Annotated in this window: 16 protein-coding genes; 14 read left to right on the top strand and 2 right to left on the bottom strand. The window is 73.3% G+C overall.

Features of this window, described 5'->3' with window-relative positions:
• Nucleotides 1-3: 3 nt before the first annotated feature.
• The 5 genes from ACIP82_RS34820 to ACIP82_RS34800 all read left to right on the top strand — a co-directional run bounded on the left by ACIP82_RS34820 (nucleotide 4) and on the right by ACIP82_RS34800 (nucleotide 3,692).
• On the top strand, nucleotides 4-852 hold the full coding sequence (locus ACIP82_RS34820) for a helix-turn-helix domain-containing protein (RefSeq protein WP_400659296.1): 849 nt from the start codon (nucleotides 4-6) through the stop codon (nucleotides 850-852).
• A 261-nt stretch (nucleotides 853-1,113) separates the two neighbouring features.
• Nucleotides 1,114-1,548: an ATP-binding protein gene (locus ACIP82_RS34815; RefSeq protein WP_400659294.1), complete on the top strand. Its 435-nt coding sequence runs from the start codon at nucleotides 1,114-1,116 to the stop codon at nucleotides 1,546-1,548.
• Between the two features lie 93 nt (nucleotides 1,549-1,641).
• On the top strand, nucleotides 1,642-1,791 hold the full coding sequence (locus ACIP82_RS34810) for a hypothetical protein (protein ID WP_400659292.1): 150 nt from the start codon (nucleotides 1,642-1,644) through the stop codon (nucleotides 1,789-1,791).
• On the top strand, nucleotides 1,788-2,921 hold the full coding sequence (locus ACIP82_RS34805) for a methyltransferase domain-containing protein (RefSeq protein ID WP_400659290.1): 1,134 nt from the start codon (nucleotides 1,788-1,790) through the stop codon (nucleotides 2,919-2,921). Before ACIP82_RS34810 ends, ACIP82_RS34805 begins: the two co-directional genes overlap by 4 nt.
• A gap of 108 nt (nucleotides 2,922-3,029) precedes the next feature.
• Nucleotides 3,030-3,692, top strand: coding sequence for a hypothetical protein (locus ACIP82_RS34800; RefSeq protein ID WP_400659288.1), 663 nt, complete (start codon nucleotides 3,030-3,032; stop codon nucleotides 3,690-3,692).
• 138 nt (nucleotides 3,693-3,830) lie between these two features.
• Here ACIP82_RS34800 and ACIP82_RS34795 read toward each other — a convergent pair whose 3' ends face one another.
• Nucleotides 3,831-4,769 carry a Ku protein gene (locus ACIP82_RS34795; protein WP_400659286.1) on the bottom strand — a complete coding sequence of 313 codons (939 nt, stop codon included), beginning with the start codon at nucleotides 4,767-4,769 and terminating at the stop codon, nucleotides 3,831-3,833.
• A gap of 225 nt (nucleotides 4,770-4,994) precedes the next feature.
• Between ACIP82_RS34795 and ACIP82_RS34790 the strand changes: the two genes are divergently transcribed.
• The 9 genes from ACIP82_RS34790 (at nucleotide 4,995) to ACIP82_RS34750 (ending at nucleotide 14,584) form a co-directional block, all read left to right on the top strand.
• Entirely contained in the window at nucleotides 4,995-5,324 is a 330-nt protein-coding gene (locus ACIP82_RS34790) for a helix-turn-helix transcriptional regulator (protein ID WP_400659284.1), read from the top strand.
• A 7-nt stretch (nucleotides 5,325-5,331) separates the two neighbouring features.
• Nucleotides 5,332-7,569 (top strand): hypothetical protein, encoded by a 2,238-nt coding sequence (locus tag ACIP82_RS34785; protein ID WP_400659282.1) that lies wholly within the window; start codon nucleotides 5,332-5,334, stop codon nucleotides 7,567-7,569.
• Nucleotides 7,566-8,273, top strand: coding sequence for a helix-turn-helix domain containing protein (locus tag ACIP82_RS34780; RefSeq protein ID WP_400659280.1), 708 nt, complete (start codon nucleotides 7,566-7,568; stop codon nucleotides 8,271-8,273). The genes ACIP82_RS34785 and ACIP82_RS34780 overlap by 4 nt, the downstream gene beginning before the upstream one ends.
• 120 nt (nucleotides 8,274-8,393) lie before the next feature.
• Nucleotides 8,394-10,751, top strand: coding sequence for a Helicase associated domain protein (locus ACIP82_RS34775; protein WP_400659278.1), 2,358 nt, complete (start codon nucleotides 8,394-8,396; stop codon nucleotides 10,749-10,751).
• A gap of 32 nt (nucleotides 10,752-10,783) precedes the next feature.
• Nucleotides 10,784-11,050, top strand: a complete 267-nt coding sequence (locus ACIP82_RS34770) for a hypothetical protein (RefSeq protein WP_400659276.1) — start codon at nucleotides 10,784-10,786, stop codon at nucleotides 11,048-11,050.
• Nucleotides 11,051-11,160: 110 nt separating this feature from the next.
• Nucleotides 11,161-12,267 (top strand): hypothetical protein, encoded by a 1,107-nt coding sequence (locus ACIP82_RS34765; protein ID WP_400659274.1) that lies wholly within the window; start codon nucleotides 11,161-11,163, stop codon nucleotides 12,265-12,267.
• Nucleotides 12,264-13,265, top strand: coding sequence for a hypothetical protein (locus tag ACIP82_RS34760; protein ID WP_400659272.1), 1,002 nt, complete (start codon nucleotides 12,264-12,266; stop codon nucleotides 13,263-13,265). Before ACIP82_RS34765 ends, ACIP82_RS34760 begins: the two co-directional genes overlap by 4 nt.
• A 127-nt stretch (nucleotides 13,266-13,392) precedes the next feature.
• Entirely contained in the window at nucleotides 13,393-13,806 is a 414-nt protein-coding gene (locus tag ACIP82_RS34755) for a hypothetical protein (protein WP_400659270.1), read from the top strand.
• A gap of 121 nt (nucleotides 13,807-13,927) precedes the next feature.
• Nucleotides 13,928-14,584, top strand: coding sequence for a hypothetical protein (locus ACIP82_RS34750; RefSeq protein WP_400659268.1), 657 nt, complete (start codon nucleotides 13,928-13,930; stop codon nucleotides 14,582-14,584).
• A 68-nt stretch (nucleotides 14,585-14,652) separates the two neighbouring features.
• On the opposite strand, the gene ACIP82_RS34745 is transcribed toward ACIP82_RS34750, so the two are convergent.
• Entirely contained in the window at nucleotides 14,653-15,090 is a 438-nt protein-coding gene (locus ACIP82_RS34745; RefSeq protein ID WP_400659266.1) for a hypothetical protein, read from the bottom strand.
• Between the last annotated feature and the right edge of the window lie 156 nt (nucleotides 15,091-15,246).

The following is a 15,246-nucleotide window of genomic DNA, read 5'->3' as shown; positions in this document are numbered from 1 at the left end:
CCCATGCCCACCTCACCCTCCTCCAGCGCCCAGGCCGCCCGCGCCGCGCTCGCCACCCGGCTGCGCGAGCTGATGCTGGACGCCGGGATCGACGGCAAGGAGCTGTCCGCCCGGTGCGGCTGGCACCCCTCCAAGACCTCCCGGATCCTCAGCGGGAAGTCGGCGCCGTCCGAGAGCGACCTGCGCGCCTGGTGCACCGCGTGCGGCGCGGACGACCAGGCCGCCGACCTGATCGCCTCGCTGCGCGCGGTGGAGCTGATGTATCTGGAGTGGCGCCGCGTGCACCGCGCCGGCATGCGACAGGTGCAGCAGGAGTCGCTGACCCTGCACCAACGGACCGCGGTGTGCCGGGCCTACGTCTCCAACGTCGTCCCCGGCTTCCTCCAGACCGCCGCCTACGCCACCGCCCTGATGCGCTCGATCACCGAGTTCCAGGGCACCCCGGACGACGTCGCCGACGCGGTAGCCGCCCGCATCGAGCGCGGCCGGCTGCTCCACGACGGCCGACACCGGTTCGTCATCCTGATCGAGGAGACGGTGCTGCGCTACCGGATCGGCGACGCGGAGACGATGGCCGGCCAGCTCGGCCACCTCCTGGCCGTGATGCCGCTGCCCACGGTCTCGCTGGGGATCATCCCCTTCACCGCGCAGCGCACCGTGTGGCCGCTGGAGGCGTTCTACCTCTTCGACAACGAGGAGGGCTGCGTGGAGACGCTGACCGCCGAGGTCACCGTGACCCAGCCCCGGGAACTCGCCGACTACCACCGCGCCTTCGCCGAGCTGGCGAAGATGGCCGTCCACGGCGCAGCGGCCCGAGCCCTCATCACCACCGCGATCGACACCCTCGGGTGAATCCCCGCAATCACCCGCAATCGCGTTGAACGCGCCAGCGGTCACTCCCTACCGTCGAACCGTCGCCCGCCGTGACGGACCGGACACCGGCCCCGGCGGGCGTGCCGGGGCCGCTGCGCCCGCCCGCCCCCCGTCGGGTGGGCGCAGCCGTCACCGCCCGTCGAGAGAGCGGAGAACCGCCGTGGCCGCGCACCGCATACCCCGCCCACCGGCCACGGCTGTGGTCGCGCCCGGGCGGTGCCGGCGGATGCGAGGTGCCCGGTGACCACGACCGTCGAGACCCCGATGCTGCCCCCGGCCGCCAGCTCCGCCAGGGTGCTGCTGCCGTATCAGCCGCAGTCCGCATCGGCGGCCCGGCGCCTGGTGCGCACGACACTGCGCGCGTGGGGGCTGGACGACCTGGTCGAGGCCGGCGAACTGATCGTCAGCGAGCTGGCGGGCAACGCGGCGAAGACCGGCTGCCAGCGGAAGATGACGGTCACCGTCGAGCGGATCACCGACCGGTGCGTGCGGATCAGCGTCCGCGACGGCTCCCGTGCCATGCCCTGCCTGATCGACGCCGGCCTCGCCGCCGTGTCGGGCCGCGGCATGGCCCTGGTCCACCACCTCACCGGCGGGCACTGGGGCGTGACCCTGGAGCCGCTCGGCAAGACCATCCACGCGGATCTACGCACCCGCTCTCCCGCCCCGGCATAGCCCCACCCGTGCCCCGGTGCGCCGGGGCCGGCCCTCTACTCCTCCCGGGCTTCGGGAGGGCACCATCACGTCAGCGACGACAAGGAGCTCGGCATGGACATCGAGGCAGCCGACGGCGGCGGCTCGGGCGGCGACGGAGGTGGCGGGGGCGACGGCCACCCGGGCACCCCGTGGACGCCGCCGCAGGACCCGCCGTCCCCGGACGGCAGCACCCCGCCCGGAGACGGGGGACACCGGAGGTGACGCTCGCACCTGAGCAGGAGGGCCGCCCCGCACCGGGGCGGTCCTTCCCCGTCGCCGACGCCTGGGCGCCGGCCTTCGACGCGGTCCCGCGTTCGCTGTTCCTGCCGGACTTGGTCTGGGCGCACGACATGGCCACCGGGAAGAGCCGGCCTGTCGACCGCACCACCGACGAGCTGGGCTGGCTGACGGCGGCCGCCGCGGACATCCCGATCGTCACCCAGTGGGACGACGGCGAACACCAGGGCATCGAGCCCGGCACCGTGCCGACCAGTTCGGCATCACAGCCGTCGCTGGTCGCCTCCATGCTGGACGACCTCCAGGCTGAGCCGGGGATGCGCGTGTTGGAGCAGGGCACCGGCACCGGCTGGAACGCCGCCCTGCTGAGCCACCGGCTCGGCGACGCGAACGTGACCACGATCGAGGTCGACGCCGCCGTGTCCGCCCAGGCCCGCGCCGCACTCCAGCGCGCCGGCTACCGCCCGACCGTCGTCTGCGGGGACGGCGCGCTCGGCCACCCGCCCGGCGCCCCGTACGACCGGATCACCGCGACCTACGGGCTCCGCCAGATCCCGCAGGCGTGGATCGAGCAGACGAAGCCGGGCGGGCTGATCCTGGCGCCGTTCGGCACCCACTACTCCAACGCCGACGCCCTGGTCCGCCTCACCGTCCACGCCGACGGCACAGCCATCGGGCCGTTCCTCCAGCCGGCCGAGTTCATGAAGATGCGCTCTCAGCGCCTGACGTGGCCGCAGAACCCGGCCGACGGCGGCACCCTCGCCGAAACCGCGACCACCGTGGCGCTCCCCGCGCACGGCAAGTTCGACCCGTTCCCGCTCGCCGCCGGCCTGCGCCTGCGCGACGTCGTCCACGCGATCCAGCCGCACGAGGACGGCGCCCGCACGCTGTGGCTCTACTCCCTCACCACCCCGGCCTGGTCGGCGACGACCTTCCGCGACGGCGAGAACGAGCACCAGGTCCGCCAGTACGGCGGCCGCCGCCTCTGGGACGACTTCGAGCAGACCCTCACCTGGTGGCACCAGACGGGCGAACCCGGCGTCGACCGGCTCGGACTCACCGTCACCCCGGACGGCTGGCACGCCTGGCTGGACGACCCCGCCCAGCCGATCTGACCGGCATCCAGCCCAGCCCAGCCGGGCGCCGCGAGACCGCCTCGCGGCGCCCGCCCGCAGCGCCACCCCGGGCGCGAGTGCGTCGGCCCGGGCGAGCACACTGGCCCGGTGAACGATGCGGTGGTCAACGGTCTGATCGCGGGCGGCCTCGGCCTGTTCGGTGCCCTGCTCGGTGTCTTCCTGGGGGCGAGGCTGACTCGTCGTCAGCAGCGCGAGACGGATGCCCGCGACGAGGTGCGCCGTCTGCGCGAAGGCATGCAGCAGCTGGTCGTCGCGGCTTCTGAGCTGGCCATTGCCCGCAAGACCCACCACGCGCAGTGGCTCAGCCCGCAGACGCGGCTGCGTACGGTCGGCATGGCCGGCATCGAGTTCTGGTCGGCGTTCCGCTCGGCCGGCGGCGGATGGAGAGGCGTCGCCCGGGGCTACGCACCCGCCGCGCGAGTCGTAGACGAGTGGAACCGGGGCAGTCTGCGCGAGGCTGCCGCGCTGGCCCCGTTCATGGCCAGGGTGGCAGCCGCCGGCCTGCCGCTGGGCATGTCGGGCGACCCCGCCGTGGCGCAGGCGGCGAAGGCCGTGATGGATGCCGCGTTCGAGGACCGGGGCGAGGCCGCGCTGAACGATGCCGTCGCGGCCCTGCGCGCTGCTCTGTACCCGCCACACGAGCCGCCGGTGCGCTGGTACCGCAAGCTGACCCGGCGGGTACAGGAACCCGTCCCGGCCCCGGCGCTCACGACATCCGGCCCCACAACCCCGCCGCCCGTCACTCGTTGATCCTGCGAGCGCCCCAACCAGGGCGCGCGGCTGCGCCTGCTCCACACCGTCCGGCACGTACACCCCCACGGCCTGGGCGCCGCAAGGTGAAGCCCTCGGGCGGCCGGGCCCGTACACAGCCCGGCCGCCCGGCACTGCTCAGCCGTCCTCGCGTCGTGCGGTGCTCTTCCCCGATGGGGCTTGCGTGACTCGAGGCAGCGCCCTGCCCGCAGCGGTGGACTTGCGTGCCGCCGTCTTCTTCGCCGGCCGGGCGGTGCCGCTGGTGCTTTTCACGCCGCCGCCGGTCTTCGGGTGCTGTTCCTGAGCCTCGGCGAGCGCGGACTCCAGGATGGCCATCAGGTCGGTGACGGTGCCGCCGGGCGGCAGGACCCGCGACTGGGGGGCGTGGGGTGGCTCGATGCCGGCGAGCCGGGCCTGGACGACTTCCTCCAGGGCGTGGTTGTACTCGTCCGTCTCGTCCTCGATGTGGAAGTCGGCGGTGATGGCGTCCATCAGGGTGCGAGCGAGTCTCACCTCTTGAGGGCGCAGTTCGACGCCCTCCGGCGCGATGCCGGCCGGGGAGCGGATCTCGTCGGGCCACAGGAGGGTGTGGAGCAGCAGGGTGTCGTCGCGGACCCGGATGACGGCCAGCGATTCGCGGGTGCGCAGCGCCACTCTGGCGACGGCGACCTGGTCGGCCTCCACCATCGCTTGGCGCAGCAGCGCGTACGGGCGGGCGGCGGCCGCCGTGCTCGGGCCGAGGAAGTACGCCTTGTCGTAGTTGACCGGGTCGACCCGGTCGGCCTCCAGGAAGCCCAGGACCCGGATCTCCTTGGCAGTGACGAGGGGGAGGTCGGCCAGGTCGTCGCGGGTCAGCACGACGGTGCGCCCGTCGGGTGCGTCGTAGCCGCGGGCAACGTCTTCGAACGGCACCTCGGAGCCGTCTTTCTCGCAGTACCGCCGCTGCTTGATCCGTCCGCCATCTGCGGCGTGGACCAGGTGCAGCTTGACCGTGTGCCGCTCGGTGGCGGCGTACACGCTCACCGGGATCGACACCAAGGACATGGTGATCTGCAGCTTCGCGATCGCACTGGGCATCGCGACCTCCAAGTCGGTCCTGCTGCGCCCTGCCCTGCTTGAGCGGGGCGTCTATCCATCCTGCCTCCGAGGACCGGACCAGCTTGATTCGAACCAGGCACCGACAATCAGGGCTGGCCAGAGGCCATGAGTGCCATGTGTGGTCATTGATGAGATGTTTGTGCGAGTAAAAATGTTGCCAACGGAGCGGTGTTCTGTGCTACCTTTTGAGATAGGAGGTATGTGATGTCTGAGATTTTCGCGGCGGTGGACGCACTGCTGGCCAAGGCCCGGGACGGCGGGGACCTGCCGGAACCAGTCGAGCGGGAGCGGCTGCGCAAGGCCGCCGGCCTGACCCAGTTGGAGGTGGCCGAGGCCCTGAGCACCCGGCGGGAGACGTTCGCCAAGTGGGAGAGCGGCACCGCCCAGCCGCGGGCCCCCAAGCGTGGCGCCTACGCCTTCCTGCTCGCGGGCCTGGCCGACATCCACGGCACCCAAGGCCCCGACGGCTGGCTCACCCTCGCCCGCCAGGCCCGCCCCCTCGACACCAGCAGCGATGCCACGGAAGGGAAGTGACACCCTGATGGACCGCAAGACGTACACCGCGAAGGTCGCCGAGCTGCGCCCGCTGCGCGAGGAGATCGGCAAGGCCGAGAAGATGGTCGCGGCTGCGCAGGCCGCGCTCGACAAGCTCAACTTGCAGCGCGCCCGCCGGATCACCGAGCTCGCGGGGTACGAGGGCGCCCAGGCGCCGGCCATCGCGAAGGCCTCCGGGCTGTCGGTCGGCGACGTCGTGCGGATCGCGCCGCTGCTGGACCCGACCCCGGCCGCCGTCCGTGCCGCCAAGGCCGACGACCAGGCCGCCGCCGTTGCTGCGCCCGCCCCGGCGCCCGTGGTCGAGCCGGTCGCCGAGCCCGTCGCCGCGGTGGCCCCGGCGCTGACCCGCCCCGCCCCCGTCGTCGAGCAGCCGGCCCCGGCCCCGGCCCCGGCCCCGGCCCTGGCCCCGGTCGAGGTCGAGGACCAGGCCGTCGCCGAGCAGCCCGCCCCGGTCGCTGCCGCGCCGGCCGCCTCGGTCGCTCCGGTCGCTCCGGTGTCGCGTCCTGCGGTCGAGTCCGGTCCGCGCGAGCTGCCCACTCTCCCCGAGGGCCCGGCGGGCGCGCGGTTCGAGGCCGTCACCAACGGTCTGGTCTCCAAGCGCCCCAACTTCACGCAGCAGGCCCGCGCCACGGTGTTCCTGGACGCGGCGGCCGGGATGCTGGCCGTGCGCGACCAGGTCGTGCGGCTCGACCTCGGTGCCCGCACCCCGGGCGAGATCCTGGACGCAGTCCTCGCGACCGCCCCGGGTACGGAGCGCATCTACATCACCGCCGGCGCCCCGTGGCACGACGGCGCCGAGCGGTACTCCACGCTCAAGGACGCCGTGGTGGCCTGGCTCAACACCCCGAGCGAGCGGTGGACCACCGCGATCGGGTCGGGCCGGGACAAGCTGGCCGGGCACTTCGTGCACCAGCGCCAGCCCGTCGGCCGCTACGCCCCCGCCGCCGCCCCGGACGGCCCGGTCACGGAGATCCGCTCGATGGGGGAGTGGTTCGACCCGGACGGCGCCGACGTCGTGACCTGCCGTCAGGCGTTCACGCTGCTGTGGCAGGCGCTGCGCCGCCACTGGGACGACGCGGTCCTGATGGGCTCCCCGTCGCAGACCGGCCGGGACCTGTGGTCGCGCACCATCCCCACCACGGGCAAGTGGGCCGGGGGCTACCCGGTCCTCAGTGAGGAGCTGCGAGGCCTGCTGCACGCGACCGGCGGCCAGGGCCGCACCGAGCTGATCCTGCCCCCGCGCGTCCCGGAGCAGCTGCCCGCGCTGGTGGAGTACGACCGCACCTTCGCGTACGCCAAGCACCTGTGGAAGTCGCCGGTGGGTGTTCCGCGCCGGATCACCGCCGCCGGGTTCGCGGCGATGACCGGGCAGGAGCAGGTCAAGGCGCTGATGTCCTGCTCGCACTGGAACATCCGGGTGACCGTCCCGCAGGGCTGGAACCACGTCGGGCTGCTGCCCGCGCCGGTGACCGGGGACCGGGCCTGGATCTACCCGTCCGAGCCCGGCGCCACGTTCACGACGTGGGCGGGCGGGGCTGAGGTCCACCTGGCGCTGTCGAACCACCTGATGCCGTGGAAGGTCGAGATCCTTGGTGGGCTGCTGTTCGAGGATGGCAAGCCGCTGGACGAGTGGGGCAAGCGGTTGAAGTCGGCCTGGGCGGACCTGACCAACCTGTCGAAGCTGCACGGCGACGAGCGGCAGCGGCAGGCGGCCTACCTCGCCTCCCGCGCCGTCCGGTCGGTGCTGCTGTTCGGCCTGGGCGGCTTCGCGCAGCGCCCGCGCCTGGTCTCCGGCACCACCGCGCTGGGCGAGGCGCTCCCGGCCGGGGTGGAGATCCTCGGCCAGGACGACACCGTCACCACCTGGCAGCGGCAGGCCGGCTTCTCCCGCGACCCCAACGCCCACCCCGAGTGGGCGGCTTACGTGTGGTCCGGGGCCCGCGCCGCGCTGCTGGACATGAAGTACCGCCAGGGCAAGGAGGTCGTCGGCTACGCGGGCGCTCTCCACGCCCGGCCCGGCTCGGTCGTGTACTTCGGCACGGACGGCATCGCCCTGACGGAGCGCCAGCCCTGGCCCTACCGGGGTGAGGTGGGCGACTACCTCCTCAAGGGCCACCTGACCGGCCCGGTGGAGCACCCGACCAGTCAGGAGCAGTACCTCAAGCTGCGCGGCCTGGGCCGCGCCGAACTCGCCGCCGCCGCCACGAAGGGAGCTGACCAGTGAGCCCGGCCGACCCGAACAACCCGAACGAAGCCGCCAGGCTGACCCAGGAGCTGATCGACCAGGGCTACACCAAGCGCCAGGTCGCCAAGATGCTCGGCCGCGACGCCAGCCTGGTCAGCCAGTTCTTCACCAAGGGCAAGGGCGCGTCCATGGTCGGCGCGCTGCGCCAGATGGTCCGGGCGGTGCGCGGCGGCGAGCGCGACGAGGAGGCGCTGTCCGCCGTCGCCGGGGCGAACACCAAGCGGCGCACCACCAAGGGCGGCCAGAAGGCCCGGGTGCGCGGCAAGGACACCGTCGGCGAGGCGGGCGGGTCGATGGCCGGCCGCGCCGGGAAGCAGGCCATCAAGTCCGGCGCCGCCCACCTGGCCCCGGTCGTCCACGAGACCGGCCAGGCCGGCGGGAAGCTCGCGTTCACGGTCCGGATGAAGGCCAACCAGTACACGTACTCGGCCGGGTCGGAGAAGGACTCGCCGGGTCTGCGCCGCGGGTTCATCCCGCGCGCGGACGGCACGGAGGAGCGCACCTACGGCTCCAGCTCCACCGGCGGGTTCGACGCCGCCGAGTGGTCCCAGCGGGTCGCCGACCACCACGGGGACGTCACCGAGGCGATGCGGGAGTGGCTGGTGGAGACCGGCCGTGCTGTGCCGGAGGCGGACATTGCGTATCTGGAGGTGAGGGGCTGGATCCCCGAGGACCAGCAGTAGGTCCGGTCGGCCTCTCCCCAACCATGACCTGGCCCCGGGGAGAGGCCGCCCGCGCCGACCCTCCCACAACACCGCCCGCACCGGCCCCGCCGTCTCACCATCCGAAGGAGTACCGCAGCCGTGGAGACCACGACCACCACCACCGCCACCCAGGCCCACGTGCCGGCCGGGCTGCGCCCGACCCCGGAGCTTCCCCTGCCCGCCCAGCCGCTGGGCACGATGGTGCCCGTGACGCTGCACTGGTTCCAGAAGGACGCGGTCGCGGCCGCCGTGCGGGAGGTGAAGGACGGCGGGCGGGCGACGCTGGTCCTGGCCACCGGCTCCGGCAAGACGCTGATCGCCGCGAACTGCGCCCGCCGTCTGGCCGCGCGCGGCCGGACGCTGGTCCTGGTGCCGACGATCGAGCTGCTGGAGCAGACCGCCGAGTCGTGGTCGCTGCTGGGCGGGCGCCGGGGCCTGGCGGTGGCGCTGTGCTCGCGTCAGGAGGCGCTGGAGAGCGCGGAGGCCGGCGGGCGCATCGAGGCGGCCGTCACCACCCAGGCCGCCCGGGTCACCGACCTCGTCAACGGCGCCCCCGACGGTCAGCCGGTCACCGTGTACGCCACCTACGCCTCGCTGGAGCGCATCGTCGAGGCCCACCACGGCTGGGGGCTGGCCCAGTGGGACCTCGTGATCATCGACGAGGCACACCGTACGGCAGGCGCCGAAGGGAAGGCGTGGGCGGCGGTCCACAACGACGCGAAGGTCCCGGCGAAGCGGCGGCTGTACTTCACCGCGACCCCGCGGATCGCGGACGACCGCACGGCGAAGGCCGGCCTTTCCGACCTCATCGCCGACGGCCAGGAGCTGCCCGTCCTGTGCTCCATGGACTCGGAGGAGATCTACGGCAAGGTCGTTTTTCGGTGGTCGCTCGGACAGGGGATCGAGCACGGCTACCTTGCCGACTATCGCGTCCTGGTGCCGGTCGTCACCGACGAGGACCTGCGCGAGCTCCTCAACCTGCCTGCTGTCGCCGACCTCCGGTCCCAGCGCTCCAACGAGGAACTGCTGCGCCTGGCCCTGCAGATCGCGGTACTGCGCGCGGTCGCCGACCTCGGCCTGCGCCGGGTCATCACTTTCCACTCCCGGGTGTCCTCGGCGCGGGAGTTCGCCGCCACGCTGCTGGAGACCGCCGGACTGCTGAAAGACGCTGACCGCCCCGAGCGGATCTGGGCGAAGGCGGTCGCCGGCACCGACAAGCTCAAGCACCGCAAGGCGGCGTTCGCCGACTTCAAGGCCCACACCGGTGACGACGGCGAGGAGTGCGGCATCCTCTGCAACGCTCGGCTCCTGTCGGAAGGCATCGACGTCAGGAGCGTGGATGCCATCGTCTTCAGCGACCCGAAGTCCTCGGTCATCGACATCGTCCAGGCGGTGGGCAGGGCGCTGCGCCAGTCCTACCGCCAGGGCAAGGTGAGCTGGGTCATCATCCCGGTCTACCTCCCGACGCCGCTGGTCGGCGACGACACCGCGGCCGCGGACCCGGCTGAGGTCCACGACGCGGGCGAGGCCGTGAAGGCGGAGGCCGACACCGAGATCGAGGCCAGCTCCTTCCGCACGATCTGGCGCGTCCTGCGCGCCCTGGCAGCGCACGACGCCCGGGTGGTCGGCCGGATCACCGAACTGCGTGGCAGCCGCTCCCAGCCCGCCGCGCACACCACCACGACCACGAAGGCACCCGAGGACGGGGCGGCGGCCGAGACTGGCCCCGCCGAGGAGGGTGAGCAGCCGGCTGCGCCGGAGTCGCCGGTCGACTGGCTGAAGATCAATGCCCGCCACCACGCGGGCGCGATCCTCCAGGCGGTGAAGCTGCGCGCCTTCAACCCGCGCGCCACGGAGTGGCAGCGGATGCACGGCCTGGCAACGAGGTTCCACCTCGAGCACGGCCACCTCGACCCGACCGACAAGGCCAAGCACGCGGAGCTGATCTCCTGGCTCGCCCGCCAGCGCCACCTGAACGGCCAGCACCTGCTCGATGCCGCCCGCGTCTCGGAGCTGGACGCGCTCGGCATGATCTGGTCGAAGAACGCCAACGCCTGGGAGCGCGGGGCCGCCTACGCGACCGCGTTCCACCACCAGCACGGGCACCTGGCGATCCCGGCGACCGCGAAGCTGGACGACTACGCGGTCGGTGCGTGGATGCGCCGCCAGCGCAAGGCCGACAACCTCACCAAGGGCCAGGTCGCCAAGCTCGACGCCCTGGACGAACTGTGGCGCCTGGAGCCGGACTGGAACAGGTCGTACCGGCGCCTGCTCGCCTACCTCGCGGCCGGCGGCACCCTCACCGGACCCGCGAACCGCACCGGCCTGGGCGACGACACGGCGTTCCGGCCCGGGACGTGGCTGCGCAAGCAGGACAAGGCCCGCACCGACGGCAAGCTGACCGAGCAGCAGAGCGCGCTCCTGGACGCCCTGCACACCCACGCCCCGGGTGCCTGACCACCCGCCAGCACACCGAAGGGAACGAGCCCGTGACCGTGACGACGTCCACCACCCGCCCGCCGGCCGCCCAGGTCACCTGGAGCGCGGAGTGGCACTGCGCCTCCTGCCGGGACGGCTGCGACGCCTACTTCGACGACGGCACCTTCGTGAACGCCGACCACGACTGCGACCAGGGCGAGGGCGAGGTGTCGTGGCAGGGCCGGGCCGAGTGCTCCGCCTGCGGCTGGAGCCTGGACACCGACTTCGCCGACGGCGAGTACGTCGAGGCCGACCACGACTGCGCCACCGACCAGTAGCACCACCGCCCAGGGGCGGCCCGTGCACCGGGCCGCCCCTGCGGCCGTCACCACCTGGTGGCGGCCGCCGTTGAACCGCACAGCCGAGAAAAAGGGGAGGCACCATCACCATGCCGGACTCTACGAAGCCGGTCCCGTCCTACACCGGATGGGGGGAGGTCCCCGGCCACCTGCGCACCCGCACCGCCCTGGCCGACCTCGACCTGCCCCGTCAGCCTGCCGGCCCCGTCCGCGCCGTCATCGACACCCGCAACCCGGCCGGGAAGAAGGCGACGTACGACCTGTACGACGTGCGCGAGTCGATCCCCAGCCCGGCCACCGCCGCGCAGCTCCTCGCGGCCGCCGCCCGCCGCACCCTCAGCCGCACCTGCGCGGACTGCGGCGCCCACCCCGAGACCCCGTGCACCCCGGCCGCCGACGGCCGGGCCCTGTGCGCCACCTGCGCCCACATCACCCGCCTGCGCACCCGCCAGCACGAGGCCGCGACCGCCTCCCAGGACGTCGCCGAGAGCGCCGCCCGCATCCTGGCCGACGATCAGCTGGCCGTCCTCGGCGTCGAGTACATCCCCGGCGAGCCCACCGCCGCCGGAACGCCCCGACCGCCGGCCGCCGCCCGCCTCACCGTCCTCGACCGCACCGGCCAGGCCCTCTACGACCGCACCGTGCGCCTGACCGGCCCCCGCACCCCCGGCGCCCCCGACCACGCCATCAACCCTGCGCCCACCCTGGACTACCTCACCAACCTCCTCGCGGAGCGCACCGTCCTCGTCTGGACCCCGGGGGACCTGGAGCCCCTGTACGACGCCCTGCGCCGCCTCAAGCTCAACACCGACCTGCTGCCCGCCAGCCGCGTGAACAGCCTGCGACCGGCCGCCATCCAGTGGCGCGCCGACCTCGACCCCACCACCGGCCACCACCGCGCCCCCACCCCGCCCGGCACCGCCGACCGCCTCCTCCTCCTGCTCCGGAAGATGTCCGCCGACGCCCTGCGCCTCGACCCGTCGGACGAGCGCGACGACCCCAACCGGGAGCGGTGGAACTACCAGTTGACGGCCAGGCGGGTGGACCCGGCGCATCCCGGAGTCTCGGTGATCGTCACGCACGCCGTCGCGGCCTCGGTGGAAGAGGCGGTGCGCCTGACCAGGAAGAGGCATGACGGCCGCCTCTACGGCACCGACCTGTACCGGATCGTGCGCGTGGAGGAGGAGCGCCCGTGACCACCGACACCACCCGCCCCGACCCCGCACGGCTGGAGCTGGCCGCCTCCCGCAGCCGGCCCCAGCCCGTGGACCGGGACCTGGGCCGCCCGATGCACGACTCCCCGCTGGTGCGCGGCGCGATGTGGCTGCGCTGGACCGGCCACGACGGCATCCGCACCCTCCACCAGGGCGCCGACCTGGCCCGCGGCTGGACCGAGAAGGACGTCGACGGCCTGGACGGCTGGGTGGCCCTGGTGGAGGGCCGGGTCGTCCTCGGCACCCGCCCGGGCGGCGGCCTGCCGGAGCCCGTCGTCCACGCCGAGGCGTGGGAGGCCGGCGCGACCCTGCACGCCGCCCTCGCCCAGCACCCCGCCAAGGCCGACCAGTACGACGACCCGTTCGCCGAGGAGGTCGAGGACGAGCACGACGACCAGGAGCACGGTCTGCTCGGCGCCGTCCCCAGCCGGGTCCGCCGCCGAGCGGCCGGGATGACCCTGGAGAACATCGAGCAGGCCCTGCACAGGGCCCGGGACGACGAGCGCACCGCCGACCGGCACGCCGACGCCGGAGCCGAGGCCGGCTACGCCACCGCGGCCGACGCCCTGGCCGAGTGGCAGCGCGTGCGCGACCACACCGCCCAGACCCAGGCCGAGCGCTACGACCCCGACCACGACACCGCCCTCCAGCACGCGCTGCGCGCCGAACGCCACCGCCACGACGTCGCCGCCTGCGCCCGCGAGGCCGCCCACCAGGCCCGCCAGACCACCGAAGCCGCCCACCGCCGCCTGGCCGGCACCGCCGCCCAACCCCTCTACACCGCCCTCGACCGCGCCGGCCTCTACACGCTGACCGACGACGACCACCAGGCCGTCCGCGACCTCACCCGCCACCTCGACCCCGCCACGCTGCGCCAGGTCATGAGCTGGCTGGAGCGCACCCGCACCGCGGCCCTCGCGCTGCGCGGCACCGACCAGGCCCAGCCCGCCCGCCCCAAGGCCCGCCGCAGCCAGTTCTGACAGATCCTCGGGCCCACAGCCCGCTGCCCCTTTCACCACGCGCGGCCCAGCCGGTCACCCTCCGGCTGGGCCGCGCTGCTTCGTCGGCGCCCCGCTGTCCACAGCTGGCCCGGGCCAGGGTGGCGCCATGACGACGAAGAAGAAGACCGCAGCGCTCTGCCAGGCCCACGCCGCCGACAGCCGGGGCAACTGCCCGGTGGCAGAGCTGCACACCGTCCAGGAACGGCTTCTGGCGCTGCTGGAGCGGTACGCCGACGGCCCGCTCAGCATGGACTACCGGTTCAGCCCGGACGAGACCACCCAGCGGGCGATCCGCCTGCTCGCGGCCCTCCTGGACGTGCCCCCCGGGGCCGTACGCCGCCACGCCCGCGGCTCCCGCTGGCCCGCCGGCCGCAGGGTGCGCCTGGCGGTGAACCACCGGACGGAGGAGGAGTTCTGTCCCGTGCGCCTGGCCGAGCGGGCAGCGAAGCAGGCCCGTGCGGAGGCGGCGGATGCCCGGCGGCGAGCCGCGCGTGGGAGCCACGAGCGTGACCTCGGCTGACCGATCCATCCCGCTTGACCACCTTTCATGCCGGTATGGCGGCAGGGATCGGAAAAGTTGTCCACAGGTGAAGCGGGGTCAGATATCCAGGTACGGACCGGACGAGAGGATCTGACCCCAAATGACCGCTATCAACGCAATCGCGCGGCACCGCCGCCCCGAGGACATGCCCGCCTGGGGCTTCCACGTCGAGGAGCGCGTGGGCTGGCCGCTGGCGGAGCGCTCCGCGGAGCTCGCCGGTCTGGCCCTGGCCGGCCGCCTGGACCAGGCGGTGCCCGTGGACGAGTTCGACGCGCTCGCGCTGCGCGTGCTGAGCCAGGAGTACGGGCCCGAGTGCGCAGTCACCCTGGCGGTAGAGCACTGGCTCGCCCTGCACATCGACGCCGACCCGGACCTGAGGAACCTGTTCTTCTCCGGCGCGGAGTACACCATGGACCGCGTGGACCAGCACAACAAGTCGCTGTTCACACAACAGTGGTCGTGGCGACCGGGGGCGTGGCTGCGCCATCAGGAGTCACAGCGCGGCCCGGCGCTGGTGGCGACCGGGGTGGTGGTGTGCGGCTGCCGGGTCCGCTTCGAGGCGGTCGCCTCCACTGGCGAGCCCTACACGTACTCGCGCCGGTGGATGCGCGACGACCCCGTGTTCAACGAGGGCGCGGGGGAGGAGGCCTTCGACCAGGGCCTGCAGAGCTGTGCGGACTGCCCGACGGGGTGCGTGGCCACGGTGGCCTACATCGACTGCCCGTCGTGCGCCGGCTGGAGGGACGCGACCGGCTGACGACGACATGCCCAAGGCGCCGGCCCCAAGGAGGCCGGCGCCTTGAGCTGTGCCCCGCTGCGCGCGGTTCAGAGGGTCCTGAGCGCCTCGTCGGCAGTGGCGGCCTGGACGAAGGCGTCGATGTCGACGTCAAGGGGCAGGGCGTCAGGGTCTCCACCGCCCCAGCGGATGTTGGAAGCGAGCCAGCCGCCGGTGAAGGTGGTCGGGATGTTGTACCGCTTGAGAGCCGTGTAGGCGATCACGCCATAGGCGACGGAGGCCGTCTCCTTCTGCTTCGAGAGCAGCCACCTCAGCGACCACGCGAGGTACATCGAGGAGTCAGGCGCCATGATTCGCGCACCCGCGAAGTCAGGTCGCTCCTTTGCCCAGCGTTCGCGTACTTCGGTGGTCAGGTCGTCGGTCAGGGACTGGATCGCCGCGTCCTCGATCAGGTCGCGGAAGGTGGACAACGGGATCTCGACGGTCTGCTGGTCGAACATGGAGTGCGCGAAGTCGCGGCCGATCACGCCTTGTCTCCGATCTCGTAGAGGTTCCGGCCGAGCGGCCGGTCACGGCCAGCGGCGGATGCTGCGGGTCCTGATCAGCGCTCGGACGATGCGGAGCGATACAACATGGACACGCTACGTTCCAGCAGGACCAGCCCGGACGTAAACGAGCAGATT

Source organism: Kitasatospora sp. NPDC088548 (genome assembly GCF_044753005.1).
GTDB lineage: Bacteria > Actinomycetota > Actinomycetes > Streptomycetales > Streptomycetaceae > Kitasatospora.
This window is presented reverse-complemented; position numbering and strand designations above follow the sequence as displayed.